General features: G+C 44.4%; 15 protein-coding genes. 9 read left to right on the top strand and 6 right to left on the bottom strand.

Going from position 1 to position 15,709, the window contains the following annotated elements; all coding sequences use genetic code 11:
* Positions 1 to 265: 265 nt before the first annotated feature.
* Entirely contained in the window at positions 266 to 874 is a 609-nt protein-coding gene (locus tag MMA19_RS04520) for an AraC family transcriptional regulator (protein WP_240205603.1), read from the bottom strand.
* A gap of 199 nt (positions 875 to 1,073) precedes the next feature.
* Between MMA19_RS04520 and MMA19_RS04515 the strand changes: the two genes are divergently transcribed.
* Complete coding sequence (locus tag MMA19_RS04515) at positions 1,074 to 2,204, top strand: 1-acyl-sn-glycerol-3-phosphate acyltransferase (protein WP_006070949.1); 1,131 nt, start codon at positions 1,074 to 1,076, stop codon at positions 2,202 to 2,204.
* Positions 2,205 to 2,295: 91 nt separating this feature from the next.
* On the opposite strand, the gene MMA19_RS04510 is transcribed toward MMA19_RS04515, so the two are convergent.
* Both MMA19_RS04510 and lpxL read right to left on the bottom strand, forming a co-directional pair.
* Positions 2,296 to 2,697 (bottom strand): hypothetical protein, encoded by a 402-nt coding sequence (locus MMA19_RS04510; protein ID WP_240205602.1) that lies wholly within the window; start codon positions 2,695 to 2,697, stop codon positions 2,296 to 2,298.
* A 49-nt stretch (positions 2,698 to 2,746) separates the two neighbouring features.
* Positions 2,747 to 3,676 carry an LpxL/LpxP family Kdo(2)-lipid IV(A) lauroyl/palmitoleoyl acyltransferase gene (gene lpxL, locus MMA19_RS04505; RefSeq protein ID WP_240205601.1) on the bottom strand — a complete coding sequence of 310 codons (930 nt, stop codon included), beginning with the start codon at positions 3,674 to 3,676 and terminating at the stop codon, positions 2,747 to 2,749.
* A gap of 298 nt (positions 3,677 to 3,974) precedes the next feature.
* Between lpxL and MMA19_RS04500 the strand changes: the two genes are divergently transcribed.
* The 3 genes from MMA19_RS04500 to MMA19_RS04490 all read left to right on the top strand — a co-directional run bounded on the left by MMA19_RS04500 (position 3,975) and on the right by MMA19_RS04490 (position 6,625).
* Positions 3,975 to 4,724: a hypothetical protein gene (locus MMA19_RS04500; protein WP_240205600.1), complete on the top strand. Its 750-nt coding sequence runs from the start codon at positions 3,975 to 3,977 to the stop codon at positions 4,722 to 4,724.
* A gap of 104 nt (positions 4,725 to 4,828) precedes the next feature.
* Positions 4,829 to 6,286, top strand: coding sequence for a hypothetical protein (locus tag MMA19_RS04495; protein WP_240205599.1), 1,458 nt, complete (start codon positions 4,829 to 4,831; stop codon positions 6,284 to 6,286).
* 174 nt (positions 6,287 to 6,460) lie between these two features.
* Positions 6,461 to 6,625: a hypothetical protein gene (locus MMA19_RS04490; protein ID WP_156020246.1), complete on the top strand. Its 165-nt coding sequence runs from the start codon at positions 6,461 to 6,463 to the stop codon at positions 6,623 to 6,625.
* An 84-nt stretch (positions 6,626 to 6,709) separates the two neighbouring features.
* Here the strand turns inward: MMA19_RS04490 and MMA19_RS04485 are convergent, their stop codons facing one another.
* Both MMA19_RS04485 and MMA19_RS04480 read right to left on the bottom strand, forming a co-directional pair.
* A complete protein-coding gene (locus MMA19_RS04485; protein ID WP_239920560.1) occupies positions 6,710 to 7,135 on the bottom strand; it encodes a DUF6515 family protein in 426 nt (141 codons plus the stop codon).
* 126 nt (positions 7,136 to 7,261) lie between these two features.
* A complete protein-coding gene (locus tag MMA19_RS04480; protein ID WP_006074648.1) occupies positions 7,262 to 7,927 on the bottom strand; it encodes a CatB-related O-acetyltransferase in 666 nt (221 codons plus the stop codon).
* Positions 7,928 to 8,058: 131 nt separating this feature from the next.
* Between MMA19_RS04480 and MMA19_RS04475 the strand changes: the two genes are divergently transcribed.
* Positions 8,059 to 8,904 carry a GNAT family N-acetyltransferase gene (locus MMA19_RS04475; protein WP_240205598.1) on the top strand — a complete coding sequence of 282 codons (846 nt, stop codon included), beginning with the start codon at positions 8,059 to 8,061 and terminating at the stop codon, positions 8,902 to 8,904.
* A 17-nt stretch (positions 8,905 to 8,921) separates the two neighbouring features.
* Here MMA19_RS04475 and MMA19_RS04470 read toward each other — a convergent pair whose 3' ends face one another.
* Entirely contained in the window at positions 8,922 to 10,298 is a 1,377-nt protein-coding gene (locus MMA19_RS04470; RefSeq protein ID WP_240205597.1) for an MATE family efflux transporter, read from the bottom strand.
* Positions 10,299 to 10,681: 383 nt separating this feature from the next.
* On the opposite strand from MMA19_RS04470, the gene urtA reads away from it, so the two are divergent.
* The 4 genes from urtA to urtD all read left to right on the top strand — a co-directional run bounded on the left by urtA (position 10,682) and on the right by urtD (position 15,708).
* A complete protein-coding gene (gene urtA / locus MMA19_RS04465) occupies positions 10,682 to 11,971 on the top strand; it encodes an urea ABC transporter substrate-binding protein (RefSeq protein ID WP_088878837.1) in 1,290 nt (429 codons plus the stop codon).
* Between the two features lie 100 nt (positions 11,972 to 12,071).
* Positions 12,072 to 13,697, top strand: coding sequence for an urea ABC transporter permease subunit UrtB (gene urtB, locus MMA19_RS04460; RefSeq protein WP_006074653.1), 1,626 nt, complete (start codon positions 12,072 to 12,074; stop codon positions 13,695 to 13,697).
* A gap of 14 nt (positions 13,698 to 13,711) precedes the next feature.
* Complete coding sequence (gene urtC / locus MMA19_RS04455; RefSeq protein WP_239941517.1) at positions 13,712 to 14,860, top strand: urea ABC transporter permease subunit UrtC; 1,149 nt, start codon at positions 13,712 to 13,714, stop codon at positions 14,858 to 14,860.
* Positions 14,857 to 15,708 (top strand): urea ABC transporter ATP-binding protein UrtD, encoded by an 852-nt coding sequence (gene urtD / locus MMA19_RS04450; protein ID WP_240205596.1) that lies wholly within the window; start codon positions 14,857 to 14,859, stop codon positions 15,706 to 15,708. The genes urtC and urtD overlap by 4 nt, the downstream gene beginning before the upstream one ends.
* Position 15,709 lies beyond the last annotated feature (1 nt).

Genomic DNA, 15,709 nt, shown 5'->3' with positions numbered 1-15,709 from the left:
CATATTTCTCAGAAGACCAATGGATTAATTCTAATAACGCTATTGAGGTGTCCTACATCAGCTTTACTACTATGTTTGAAGTAAGATCTTTATGAAGCCTAGTGCCAATCACTTAGGATTGTTATATTACTTCCTTAATAGTCAATAGTATTGAATAGTTGTCTGCTATTGAGATGTATCGTCTCTGATGATAGCCGTTCAACCAGAGACGCCAAGAAAAGTAGTAGGAAAAGTTAGAAATAGGTAGGGTGTGCTCTGCGGTCAATTAACGGAGGTCAGTGTTGCCCAATAAGCTTTGAGACAGTAATTGAAGTTGCTCTCTATTTCCTGCGAAAAGATTGTTACAGATAGCCTCTAATTTGATCCCTGATAGTCTTTGCTTTCGAGCTTCTCTTACAAGCAATGCGAGTGCGAGTTCGCCAGAAATCGTCTCACTGTTCGGTTTCCATTGACTTACCGCTAAGCATTCTTGAGTTTGTGATAGTTTTGGAGAAAGCTTCGTCACATCATGACGAATGACTTGAAGCAAGTCCTTGGTGATATCAACACAACTTTCAATAAGAAGCCTATCCAAGAGCGCGGAAGTAAGCGTGCTTACGTTGACCTGACCAGCTTGCTTGGGAAAAGAATCCGTTAGTCTGACAGAGAATTTCACTACACTCACGTGACTAGTTGGCAAGATGGTTAAACTCATCAAACAATCCAGTGGTAGCCAGAATGTATCACCGGCGTTAAAGACATATTCATTTTTTCCAAGCTTCAACAACACCTTCCCACTCTCAACTCTGAACAGCTGATTATGTAGTGTCTTTTTACGAGGTGTAATAGTCAGCAAGTCGTAGCTGATGGATTGAAAGTCTATGGCGTGGTTCATGATGGTCTTTGGTAGTTAAACTGCGCGTAGATTACCGTGAGTGAATCCCAAATCCAACCTAAGATCGCACTTTTATGTGCGCTGTGCTGAACAATCATGCAAAAGTGTGGTCTGACCTTAACAAAAATAAACTTAAGTTAGCTGCGGTCTTTAGACACTAAGCGTAGAATAGTGCAGCTTTTAATTTGATGTAACAAACATGACAACACAAAACGACCCATATATTGATATTCGTCCGTACAACGACGAAGAGATTCCTGCAGCGATTGACCGTTTGATTAATGATGCAGAGTTTATAGATGCAATTTTGCAACATCGCTTTTCAAATCATGCCCCTTGGTTCAAAGCTCTAATGAGCCCAATGGTAAAAGTGTACTTGAAGTTTAAGTGGGCGAAACTGGATAGCGTTGAAGCTATTCAATTAGAGGTAAAAAAATACCTAGAGCAAACCTTGGATACGACAACGAAAGGTGTGGTGTACAAAGGTCTCGACAAATTAGACAAAAATACGTCGTACCTATTTGTCTCCAATCACAGAGATATTGCGATGGATCCGGCTCTAGTCAATTATGGTCTGCATGAAGGCAACCATAGAACAGTTCGTATCGCGATTGGTGACAACCTGTTGAAGAAGCCTTGCGCTACAGAACTAATGCGTCTAAACAAGAGCTTCATTGTAAAGCGCTCCTTGAAAGGCCCTCGTGAAATGATGAAGGCGTTGGGCACTTTGTCTTCATACATTAAGCACTCACTGGACACTGGCAATTCAATTTGGATCGCCCAAAAAGAAGGTCGAGCAAAAGACGGTAACGATTTTACTGATCCAGCTATTCTTAAAATGTTCCACGTAGAAGGGCGTAAGCAAAAGATACCTTTTGCTGAGTACATCCGTTCTTTAAAGATTGTTCCTGTTTCGATTTCGTATGAAAACGATCCATGTGACATCGCGAAAGCTAACGAGCTTTACGAGAAAGCGACGCATGGTAACTACGAGAAAGGAGAATTTGAAGATATCGAGAGTATCGTTCAAGGTATTGTAGGCCGTAAAGACAGCGTTCACGTTGTATTTGGTGACGTAATCGATCAAGATTTTGATACGCCAGAAGCGCTTGCGGAAGAGATTGATCGTCAGATTCACGAAAACTACACACTGTTTCCAATTAATAAGTTGGCGGCAGGTTTGGAAGATGAGTTTATCACTGGAACGACTCGCGCGACGCTTCAAGATAAATTGGATGCTTTACCAGAAGGTGCTCACCCGTTCTTAATTGATAGTTATGCGAACCCGGTAAAAAATATCATTAAAGAGCGCGAGAAACTCTCCGCTTAATTTTTGCTGTAGGGCACGAGTTCAAAGTTAAAAAAACCAGTCGTATTGACTGGTTTTTTATTTTCCGAAAAGCCAAGCGGCTAATTGACGCTTAGTGTCTTGAATAGATCGATAAAATTGGAAATTTGTTCCAACCAAAGTTAATGGTGAGAGAAGTGGTTTTGTTCGGACCAACTGACTCATGGAAGTCTTCAGCAAATATACGTTCGCCATTAGCCAAGATAGCAACTAACTGCGTTTGATTGATAGTACGTTTGGCTGAAGAAGTATTGATTACGGTGACAGCCGCCCACCGTTCTCCTGACTCGCTACTCATGAGAACATAGTTATTGATAGAGAAATCACTGCGATTAGGTTGGATGTTATCGCTATTTGGAAACGCCAATTCGGAATAGTGTATCGCTGGCTGGTCGATACTTAGTGTCTCATATTCCATCGACATAACTGGTAAGGTTACAGCAAGGCTCCATATTAAGAGTAGGGCTCGAAACATACTACAAATCTCCTTTCCCGTTAGGTGTTATTTTCTTATAAATCAATTGTTAGGAGTACAGGCTGCTCGCGCCCTCTGGACGCGTCTTAAACCGTTTATGCAGCCACATCCAACCGGGAATATCGCGCTCAATCATTCCTTCTAGTTCCTTGTTTAGTACCTTGGCTGCAGTTTCAGGGTCACGCCTTGGAATTTGCTCGCTCAAATCCTCGCCAATATGCAACGTATAATGGTTATCTTGTACGACAGTAACCCCTGAAATTACGGCACAGTTTGTGGCATCAATGAGGACGCTGGGGCCTGCTGTTACAGCAGCTTGCTGCACTGCAAAAAACGGTGCAAATACTGAGTTGTGATGACCATAATCATGGTCTGGCAAATACCAGAGTCGGCATCCCTTTTTAAGCGCTCTAAGCATGGTTCTTACATCTGTTCGGTCAATCATTTGATGGCCACTTCGGGTGCGACCTCTATGTTGGACGAACTCGTAAACCAGGTTTGAATGAGGTCGATAAACGCCAAAACCTTGAGCAAACTGACCGAATATTGAAGCGGTCATTTCTAGATTTAGGTGATGACTGCACACTACCAAGGTTCCTCGCCCCGCCGCCTCTTGATCTAAAAGGACTTCCCTGTCGACAACGGAAGAGATTCTGCGTAGTCGCCATTCAGGCCAAAACCAAGCCATACCCGTTTCAAACAGTGCGATACCAGTGCGTTTAAACGTGTTTCTCAGTATTAAATCGCGTTGTTGAGTTGTGTAATGAGGAAAACAAAGTGCTAGATTTTGGGCGGCAACTTGGGAACGTTTCTTGAGTATTTTCATTGCCAACAATCCCGTTCCAGTGCCTAGTCCTCGTAAAAAGGAGTAGGGAAGGACATTGACGATGAAAGCGAGAAATCCAAAGGCGCACCAGATTCCCCAGTATTTAGGGGCTAGCATACGCACTGAAAATAACGGTCTTGGTACAATATTCATAATTAGAGTATTCGCGTTTAATTGCCAATGATCCCTATTGGTAATTCGGGCAATTTACAATGAATATAAAATCGAGCAGTTCAGTGAAGAAGTGACTCGGAGAAGCGTTGAATGCCGTCAGTATTACTAATACTTCTTGATGAGAGTTCGTTCCATTGATTGGTCGTTATTACTCTATATTTGATACTGATTCGCTATAGAATTATAAAGATTTATTGATTGACTTGATGTCATGTAACGTAGTGATTTGTCAGTGGTTGTCTATAATCAAATCAAGTTTGTACATTTAGGTGACCTAATGAACTATCCCGAAGCATTACCCCATGGTGAATTGACTCAAGTATTGGAAAATATTTATTTGGTCACAGGGTCTGTTTCCATGAAAGCGCCACACCCTAAATGGGGACCGTTTAATCTCGTCTTTAGTCGAAATATGATTGTGATTAAACAAGGTGGAGACCTTATTTTAATAAACTCGGTGAGACTGAGTGACGAAGGCATCGCTGAGTTAGATGAGTTGGGCGACGTCAAACACATCATTCGATTAGCTGCCTTTCATGGCTTTGATGACCCATTTTATAAAGAAACGTTTGGAGCAACCTTGTGGTCAGTGGACGCGCCTTATATACGAGGATTTTCAAGGGAAGAAAGTGCAGAATACTACCGTGCTGATCGAATTCTAAAGTCGGGTGATGATCTTCCTATTAATGGTGCGTCCTATCATGAGTTTTCCACCAGTACCCCCACGGAAGGCCTGATTCTGCTGCATCGGGATAAAGGTATTTTGGTATCTGGTGACAGTATGCAGAACTGGTCGCGACCTGATGAATATTTCAATTGGTTTGCAAAGTGGGTGATGCCCCAAATGGGTTTCATTTCTCCGAATAATTTTGGTCCTGGATGGCTAAAAATGGCTAAACCAACGGCCACTGAGCTAATGGAAAAGGCGATGTTGAACTATGATACCTTGCTACCAGCGCATGGCTTTCCCATTATAGAAAATGCACGCGAAGGATTTGTTTCAGCCGCTGAACGGCTACAGAATTGAATCAAAGCTATTAATATTTACTAACAATTGATTGAATCGGTGTCTTATGATGAGACGTAGCGCACAATAAAGTAGGCTGCCCTCCTTTTGACTTGGGGTCCGCTATGCACAGCAAATATCCATACATTGTTGCATTGAGTATATTGACACTGGCAGGTTGCAGTTCTTCCATTCCTCCAGAAGAGCGCCAAGCGGCCCGCGAAGAGATTAATGCTACATCAGATACACTGATTAATCAGCTCAGTGAACGTTACCCTGACTTACCTGAGCGGCTTGCCTATGCTGATGGTTACGCTGCTGTTTCTATGTCTAATGTAAAGATCCCTGTTTTAGGTGGTGGTACTGGAGTTGGTGCAATCTATGACCAACGAGATGGCTCCGTAACCTATATCAACGTCAACCGATACGAAGTGGGGGCTGGTCTTTCACTAGGTACTACTCAAGCGTTGGCTATCTTCAACGATGCTTCAACATTAAAGGAATATCGCAGTGGATCTTGGGAACCTTCAGTCGGAGCTGAGTGGTTTTTAGGTGAAGATGGCCAGTTTAGCAGTATGAGCTTAGCAGGTAGAGATGAAGACGTACCTATCTATCTTATTTCTAGTTCCGGTGGTGGTGCCGTCGGTAGTGCGAAGGTAGTGTCGGTTTCGGTTAACTACGACCTAACAGAGACAGGGCTTGGAGAAAATCGAGTACCAAATAAAGAGCCTATTACTGCCAGTGATGCGCCACCTAAGAAGTGGGACCGAGCGCTGCCTTTCTATGCTCAGAATGTTATTGATAAAGGGTTTAGCTTGCCAAAGCCATTTGGTATCAGTGTGATTTATGCCGATACATTCCAACAAATGCAGCTTAATGATTTAGAAGTAGGCTTTCGAGGTTCTAACAAAGTACCGATTGACTTCGTGTCGTTTGATAACAATACCAGCCATACACAAACTCCACAGTTAAAGTTAGATGCTTGGGTATTCCCGTTTATGAATGTCTTCGCAACAGTTGGTAAAATCAGTGGTGAAGCCGATATTCAATTTACTATCGATGGGAACGACTTTCTCAATCAAATCGGTGAGGATTGCTCAAGAATAATTAATAAACCTGTTTGTATTCTCCAAGAGCGCTCACTAACGGTACCAGTAGTGGCTGACTTGAGTGGTACCAACTATACCGTTGGTACTATCCTAGCTTCAGGATGGAAAGACTACTTCTTTACGGTGCCAATTTCGGCCTCTTATGCGGATATGCGTCGTAGTGATGCTGAAGGGTTTGTTCTTAATATTTCCCCTCGTGTTGGTAAGCAAATTCCACTTAAAGGCACTCAATCCATTGCCATTTATGCTGGGGCAACCTATCTGGATAGCCGTTTAACCATTTCGGGGTCACAACCAATCCCAGGCACCAATGAGTCTATTGATTATAAGGTTGAGCAAGAGAATATTGATAAGTGGCTGGGGTTAGTGGGTGCCAACTATAACTTCAATCGAGATTGGTCTCTCTCTATGGAGTATGGACAGAATGGAAGTAAAAAGCGTCAGTTTATTTCGAGTCTAACCAGACGCTTTTAACTGAGGTTTGCTCATCCAAAGAGGTGACGATGATTAGGCCAGATTGGATTAGATAAACTAATCAAGATTCCATAAAAATATTTGTAATTAAATTACTTAAAACATTTGACCTTCGTCACGAAATGGGTAAAATTCGCTCTGTCTTTTGAAATGTTATTACATAAGGTAGAGAAAATGAACGCAGCACTTCTATCAACATTGGACACTGAGAAAACTACAGAAGTAGAAAAAGCATCAAAATCTTCAACTTCTACTCTAGGTGAGATCGCAACTATCCTAACGATGTACCTTGCGACTTCAGCTGTAGTTTTGTTACTTAGCCTAACTTGGGTTATGTAACCAGCCTTTCAAGGATTTGAAAAGTAAGCGATACTCCCTAAAGCAGTTCATGTGAGTATCGCCTAAGCCCCCCTTCTTTACGAGCTACGGCTCAACCACAACGTACTTACCATTGCTCACCGCAAGAAACCAATTTCCTCTCGAAACAAAGTACTGTTGTCCTCTTTTATTTACTGCTGTCGCCCCTTCAGGGAGCTTTTTCACCATTTGTCCTAGTCGATAACGCCTCTTTGGTGGCTTCTCTACGATAATGTATTTGTGCTTCTCTTTTTTGTAGTAGTGGCCATCAATCAACGCATAGGTCACCCCTGCGATGGCAAGCATAACGGCGGAGTCCGGTAATCTATGAGGCTCATAGTGGTGCACAATGTGAACTTCTTTCTTATGATGTTTGTGCTTTTTCCACGGTTTGTCGAAGTGTTTATGCCAAGGGTCAGCAAAGGTAGGGGAGGACAAAACGCTCAAGAATAAGATGAGTATTTGCGCTTTTTGGGAGAATTTTCTGTTCATGAATGACCTAAGAGATGTGTGTTCTCAGGTCATTGTCTATGTATTCACGATTGTGGAGTTAACCGCCTGTCAGCAGCTGGTAGGTTTTACATGAAGCGACAATAAGTTAACTTACTTGAATAGTTATCATGAATGCGTTAAGTCTGGATGTGATTGATAGTATTGATACAACGCATCAATATCAGGGCTACACATTACGGACATAACTTGCTTTAGTGTATCTAGAGGCCAGTTCCACCACTGCATCTCAAGCAATTTATTGATCTGATCTTCGCTGAAACGTTTTTTGATCACCGTATTATGTCCAACCACAATGGCATAGGGCTCTACGTCTTTGGTGATAACCGAACGAGCGCCAATGACAGCGCCATCGCCGATTTTGACACCAGGCATAATCATCGCTTCACTTCCAATCCACACATCGTTGCCAATGACGGTATCGCCCGCTTTCTGAAAGCCATCTTTGACATCTGCACCGAAGGTTTCTTGTGAGAATGGGAAGGTAGAAATCCAATCAAGTCGATGCCCTTGGTTGCCCGCGAGCATAAACGTTGCCCCTGACGCAAAAGAGCAAAACTTACCGATGATCAGTTTATCGATATCGGTATAAGCACCGCTTTCCCAAAATTCTCTCGTGGGTTTGTCGCCCAGTAGGTACCGAACTGCAATATCTTCGAAGCTCTTGCCGTGGTAAAAGCCAGAGTAATAGGAGTAGTCGCCAACCTGAATATTAGGGTTAGTAACCTTGTCTTTGATGACTTCACCTTGAAGCCAGTTAGGAAATGTATTCATGTCTTTCGTTCTTTTTGGTAATGACTCACAAAATCTAGCATGACCTTTAGTCGCTTCCAATGAGCTTGTTGTAGAAGTTTGTATTGCCCACTAAGTTACTTATAACAGTAGACGCAATGAAAGGTGCAAATATGAAGGGATTTCATATTAGACAAATGAATTTGGAAGAGGTGCAGTTAGCGGTCGATTGGGCGGTGGAAGAGGGTTGGAACCCAGGGCTCAATGATGCGCAGCAGTACTTCCTTGCTGACCCGTCCGGCTTCTTGCTAGGGAGTTTAGACGGTGAACCGATAGCGTGTATCTCTGTGATCAAATATGACCACAACTTTGGCTTCTTGGGGTTTTATATCGTCAAACCAGAGTATCGGGGGAAAGGGTATGGAATACAAATTTGGAGTAAAGGAATGGCTTATTTAGAGGGTTGCAATGTTGCTTTGGATGGCGTCGTAGACCAACAGGACAACTACAAGCGCTCTGGATTTGTCTTGTCACACCGTAATATTCGCTATCAAAGCCTAACCGCATCATCGCCATATAATCAAGAGACTATCAAGTCTTTGCATAGTGTAAGTTTGGATTTAGCTCAGCATTACTTGCTCCCTTTTTTCCCGTCACATCGAGAGGCGTTCTATCAATCATGGCTGTTTCAGCCAAACAGTGTGGCTTTATATGCTGGTACACCTTCTGATATTAAAGGTATTGGGGTTATTCGGCCGTGCAAAGATGGGTATAAAATAGGACCGTTATTTGCTGACTCAATGAGTATTGCAAACATGCTCTATACTGGACTTACTTCGAGTGTTAATCCAGATCAGCCGGTTTTTTTAGATGTCCCTGAAACCAATAAAGCAGCGCTAGAGTTGGCATCAAATCATCAAATGACCGCCTGTTTTGAGACGGCGCGCATGTATACCAAGGGCAGTCCTGATATTGCACTTGGTAGAACCTTTGGTGTGACTTCTTTTGAAATTGGTTAGCTGCCTGAAAGCGCATGTTAAGCGGTGGGTCGTACTTCGCTATCAGTCAGATTGTTGACCCATCGATGGCTGAAAACACGCCAAGTAGCGGGGAAAGCTTTGACGATCTCTTCTGATGTCATCATTAACAATACTACCGGAAACGACCAGTCAAAGAACATCGCACCCAAAGCGGTGAGAGGAACTGCCCAGACCCACTGACAAACAAAGTCCATATTCATACAGAATTTGTTGTCTCCGCCGCTACGCAAAATCCCCACAATCAAGGTGATGTTGATGCTGCGCATCAAGATACTCAACGCGACAACTGGGAAGCTTAGTGTCATCAAGTCGATAACTTCTAACGATAGCGCTCCATAGAGTTGCAATATGGCAGTTTGCATTATCAGTAATAGTGCGCCGAGTATAGCGCCCAGAAGAATGGCGGATTTGAATGCCCAGCGTGCGTAAACGGTGCTGAGTCCAAACTGATTCGCACCCAAACTGTTGCCAATCATAATACCCACAGCGCTAGACAAACCATGAGCCACAGAAAGCCCAATAGACTCTAACGGCGTAATCACAGCCATAGTCGCCAGTTCGGTTTCGCCCATGCGGCCAAGAATCAAGTGGAAGGTAAAGATCCCCGCGCACCAGATAAAAGTTCCGACAACAATAGGGTAAGTAATCGTGAAAAACTTACGAACCAATGACGGTTTAAAAGCATTGGATATATGCTTAAGGCGGAGTGCTAGTGCTGGGTATCGATAATAGATAAGAGTAATGACGGCAATAAGACGAACACTACGCGCGATCACACTGCCGATGCCTGCGCCAAGTAAACCAAGTTCTGGGGCACCAAAGTGGCCGAAGATGAGTACGTAGTTCAACGCAACGTTCAGGCCAATCTCCATGATGGACAAATAAAGATTGATGTGCGTTTGTCCAATGGAGCGCAGTGCCGTATCTGCGGCAATGGCTAATCCTGATAGCAGGGTTGCGATGCCCAGCAGTTGTACATATTGGCTGGAGAGTGCAAGTACCTCGCGACTTGGATTAAACAGTTGCGGGAGTAACTGCGGCGTAAGAAAGCAGATAGAGAAGCAGAGAAAGGCAAATATTTGGGTCACAATAGTGCCTAATGCAAGGTTGTTCTTTAGGCCATGCTCATCTTGTGCGCCCCAATATTGCGCAAGTAAAATCCCCATTCCGGAGCTCAATCCCCAGATGAAAACGATAGAAACCCAAAATATCCTCGCACCAATACCTGCAGCAGCAACTTCCTGAGTACCTAATTGACTGATCATTAAACTATCAACAAACCCCAAGCTGCTCATCAGTAAGCTTTGCAAAGCGATAGGCACGCCGAGCACCAAAACACGTTTGATAAATTCGCTAAAGGTTTGTTGTTGCATCGCTTTCTCCCTGCTGTCTGTCTTATTAAATTAATAAGAATCAACATGGTATGCAATCAGTTACCTTAGATGAGATGTCGAGTTAGTCGCAATTTTTCTTATATGGAAGCGTTAACCAAGGAGGCTTTTTCTAGCTTGAGGCTAAAGAACAAAGACAGGTGATAAATATTGCGAGAGATATCGCTAACTTGGTGAAATTCTACCTGTGATTGCACCAATATGCAGCGCGCCAGAATGAGTATTAAGCTTCAATCTGGAGTTGGTTGAGATAAAATCCCTAATATTCAGTTGGTTGAGGTTGTGTAATTATCCTTATCATATCTGGCATTCTTCTTGAAATATGAAAGTTAGACATAACTATTCATAATAAGGAGATATCCAACATGAACATGACGTTCAAACTTAAACTTGCTGCAGTGAGTGCTTCAATGGCGCTTGTATCGGGTATAGCAGTGGCTGAGGAAGAAACGATTAAAGTCGGAGTATTGCACTCCTTATCTGGCACCATGGCCATCAGTGAAACCACGCTAAAAGATACCATCTTAATGCTGGTGGAAGAGCAAAATAAAAAGGGCGGTTTACTCGGGAAGCAGCTAGAAGCTGTGGTTGTCGATCCTGCTTCCAACTGGCCATTGTTTGCGGAGAAAGCTCGCGAGTTAGTGGAAAAAGAAAAAGTAGATGTGGTGTTTGGTGGGTGGACATCGGTCTCTCGTAAGTCGATGTTGCCCGTTTTTGAAGAGTTAAACAGCATCTTATTTTATCCAGTGCAGTACGAAGGCGAAGAGTCTTCGAAGAATGTGTTCTACACTGGTGCCGCGCCGAACCAGCAAGCCGTTCCTGCCGTTGACTACCTGATGACCGAACTGGACGTCGAGCGTTGGGTGTTGGCAGGGACGGACTATGTTTATCCGCGCACGACGAATAAGATCTTAGAAGCTTACTTAAAAGACAAAGGCGTCAGTGAGAAAGACATCATGATCAGTTACACGCCATTTGGTCATTCTGATTGGCAGTCGATTGTTTCAGACATTAAGAAGTTTGGCTCTGAGGGTAAAAAAACGGCGGTGGTTTCTACGATTAATGGCGATGCGAATGTCCCCTTTTATAAAGAGTTAGGCGCGCAAGGTGTCTCTTCGGAGGACATTCCCGTAGTCGCATTCTCAGTGGGTGAAGAAGAGCTATCTGGGATGGATACGTCGGCGTTAGTCGGGCATCTGGCAGCCTGGAACTACTTTATGAGTGTCGACACGCAGGCAAATGAAGAATTTGTAGAAACTTGGCAGAAGTTTATCGCGAGTGACAAACGAGTGACGAATGACCCAATGGAAGCACACTACATTGGTTTCAATATGTGGACTCAAGCGGTAACCAATGCGGGTACGACGGATGCAGAACAAGTTCAAGATGCGCTAATTGGTGTTTCGGTGCCGAATCTGTCTGGAGGCTACTCGACTATGCTACCTAATCACCACATTACCAAACCTGTTTTGATCGGTGAGATTCAAGACGACGGGCAGTTTGATATCGTTTGGGAAACTACGGGCTTAGTGGCTGGTGATGCATGGTCAAACTTCTTGCCAGAATCTGCAAAGCTCTATTCTAGTTGGTCTAAACCATTTTCTTGTGGTGCGTTCAACGTCGAAACTGGTAAGTGCTCAGGAAGCGCAAACTAGTTGCTAGACGGTATGGTGCTTTCACGGTTTCTCGTGAAAGCACCTTTTAGATCTTGTCCTCAATGTATTTCAAGAGAGGGCAACGCAAAGGACGCATTTCATGAAAAACATAACTCAATTATTGAAAGTGGTCGTGTTCTTAATTTTGAGTACGAATGTCGCGTTGGCAAACGTAAGTGACCGAGAGTCTTTCTCAAAAGTGCTCATAGGAAAAAGCACCCCTCAAAAACAAGCGGCGATGTCTTGGCTCGTGGACCACGAACCCAGCGACGTCGCTAAATCTGTGTTAACCGCTTGGCTACATGGCAATCTGTATTATTTCAATGACAAATCGAGTGACCAATACCAACAATTATTTCTATCAAGCGATATCCGCAATGCGGCTCAAGTCGTCAGTGCATGGAGCGATACTACTCTCGCTGTCGAGTCTTCTCGCCAGTTCAAAAAAGTTCGGGTGAACAACAAGCTACGAAGCTTAATTCGTTTAGAAATTGCCTCGCTCGGGTTGGATCATGCCGATGCGACGATTCGTTTAAATGCAGTAACAGCATTAGTGGGGCAAACCGACGATGCAGTTATCTCCCGTCTTAAACAAAGAGCCAGTATTGAAACGGAACAAGAGATTGCAAGCCTGTTGCGTCTCGCACTGTCCATTGATGAAGCTCTAACAGGCAACACCACTGAGCAGCGGATTGCCGCCATTGATGTTCTATCTGACTACAAACAATCGGTAGTGTTATCAACGCTTAATCAAGTGCTGAAAACGGAGAGTGACGAACTCGTGCGCAGTGCAGCAGAGCGCGCATTAGACCGTTATCAACAGAGTCAAAAATTCTACTCAGGGGTTGAGACGGTATTTTTCGGGCTCAGCTTAGGCTCGGTTTTGGTACTCGCAGGGATCGGGTTAGCTATCACCTTTGGTGTGATGGGTGTGATTAATATGGCCCATGGTGAGCTGATTATGATCGGTGCTTACACCACCTATGTCATGCAGCAGTTAATGCCAAACCAAATTGGTCTAGCGCTGATTCTTTCTATCCCTATGGCGTTTATTGTCTCTGGACTAGTAGGTATTGCCATTGAGCGAAGCGTCATTCGTCATCTTTACGGTCGACCACTAGAAACCTTGCTAGCGACTTTCGGGATCAGTTTGATCCTGCAGCAAGCTGTGCGCTCCATTTTCTCTCCACTTAATCGCTCAGTGAGCACACCTGATTGGATGTCAGGTGCGCTGCAAGTCAACCCAATGTTGTCACTTACCTATAACCGTCTTTACATCATTTTGTTCTGCATCATGGTGTTTATCGGCTTGGTGATGGTGCTTAAGAAAACCCCACTGGGTTTGCAGGTTCGGGCCGTATCACAAAATAGAGCTATGGCGAGAGCAATGGGCATTCGCTCCGAGAGAGTAGATGCCTTGACGTTCGGGCTAGGGTCTGGAGTAGCAGGAGTGGCAGGAGTGGCGTTATCCCAGCTCACCAATGTGGGCCCGAATATGGGACAAGCCTACATCATAGACTCGTTTATGGTGGTGGTGTTCGGTGGCGTTGGTAACTTGTGGGGAACGCTCGTTGCGGGATTAAGCCTTGGCCTATTCAATAAGATCCTTGAACCTTGGGCTGGGGCGGTATTGGCCAAAATCTTGGTATTGGTATTCATCATTTTGTTCATTCAAAAACGTCCACGTGGTTTATTTCCACAGCGCGGGCGAGCGGCTGAAGGTTAAGGATAACTGACACTATGCAATCTAAATCTTTTGTTCTATCGGCATTAAGGGGAGATAGGGGTGGTCAGCTTACCATTTTGGCTCTCCTAGTTGCTGTTGTTGTCGTGCCACTGGCGAACACCTTGTTGCCAGTAGGTCACCCACTTCATGTTGAAACCTTCACCATTTCACTTATGGGCAAGTATCTCAGTTACGCCATGTTGGCACTCGCTGTGGATTTAGTCTGGGGTTATCTAGGGATTTTGAGTCTTGGGCACGGGGCTTTTTTTGCTTTAGGTGGTTATGCCATGGGCATGTACTTGATGCGTCAAATTGGTGATCGGGGTGTCTATGGTAATCCTATTTTACCGGACTTTATGGTGTTTCTAGACTGGCAAGCTCTCCCTTGGTTTTGGCAGGGCTTTGACCAATTCTGGTTTGCTTGTTTGATGGTAGTGTTGGTGCCCGGTGCTTTGGCTTACGTATTTGGATATCTCGCTTTCCGCTCTCGTGTGTCGGGCGTGTATTTATCCATAATGACTCAGGCTTTGACCTACGCATTAATGCTGGCTTTTTTCCGTAACGAGATGGGGTTTGGTGGCAACAATGGTCTCACTGACTTTAAAGACATCTTGGGCTTTAGCTTACAGCAGGATGCCACCAAAATTGCGCTATTTATGATTACTGGCATCGCTTTGGTGGTGAGTTATGTGGTCTGTCGAACCATCATTAGTAGCCGATTAGGGCGTGTTTCGATGGCGATTCGTGATACTGAGTCACGAACCCGATTTATGGGCTATGACGTTGATGGTATCAAGCTTTGGATCTTTGTGTTATCGGCAGTCATAGCAGGTGTTGCGGGCGCTTTATATGTCCCACAGGTGGGCATCATTAACCCTGGTGAGTTTGCACCTCTCAACTCCATTGAAGTGGTTGTCTGGGTTGCGCTTGGCGGTCGCGCTACCTTGTTCGGTGCCATTGTAGGGGCATTGGTGATCAACTATGCAAAGAGTTGGTTTACGGTCGAGTTTCCAGAAGTGTGGTTGTTTGCGTTAGGTGGGTTGTTTGTCCTCTCAACGATGTATTTCCCTAAAGGTTTGATTGGCTTTTTCTCCGACAAAGTTCAACAAATCCGCAAAAAGGCATCTAACCCGAAAACTAAGGCAGAGGAGGTCACAGTATGACGACGCTGCATCGAGCCCAACAACTGAAAAGCTCAGTTCAAGAATTGACTCGTCGAGACGAAGTGTTCTCTTTTTTAAAACCGGATCATAACCCCCTAATTGATACTCGTCACAACGTCCTTCTGTACGTGGAAGGGGTCAACAAAAGCTTTGACGGGTTTAAGGCCATCAACGATCTCAACCTATATATCAAAGAGGGGGAGTTACGTTGCATCATTGGTCCCAATGGTGCGGGAAAAACCACCATGATGGACATCATCACGGGCAAAACGAAGCCAGACACAGGGCAAGTCTGGTTGGGCTCTAATATTAACTTGTTAAAAATGAACGAGTCTGAAATTACCAATGCAGGCGTTGGTAGAAAGTTTCAAAAACCGACCGTTATTGAATGTCTAACCGTCTGGCAGAACTTAGAGTTGGCTATGTCCGGCGTTCGCGGGGTTTGGGGGACGTTTGTTGCCAAACTGTCTGGCGAGCAAAAGGACAAGTTAGAGTCAGTCTTGACGCTGATTCATTTGCAAGATCATGCCACGTTGACGGCTGGTAACTTGTCTCATGGACAAAAGCAATGGTTAGAGATCGGCATGTTGCTGATGCAAAACCCCAAGTTGTTACTGGTGGATGAGCCTGTAGCAGGCATGACTCATCAAGAAATGGATCGCACCTCGGAGCTATTGAACTCGCTGGCGGGTAAACACTCGGTGGTCGTGGTAGAGCATGATATGGATTTTGTTCGTTCTATTGCCAGTCACGTAACTGTGCTCCATCAAGGACATGTCTTGGCTGAAGGAACCATGGATCAAGTGCAATCTCATCCAGAAGTAAAACAAGTGTATTTAGGGGAATGAT

It is taken from the genome of Vibrio sp. CyArs1, from assembly GCF_022432925.1.
In the GTDB taxonomy this organism is placed as follows: domain Bacteria; phylum Pseudomonadota; class Gammaproteobacteria; order Enterobacterales; family Vibrionaceae; genus Vibrio; species Vibrio mediterranei.
Note: the sequence above shows the minus strand (reverse complement) of the source record. Positions and strands in the feature narration are given on the sequence as shown.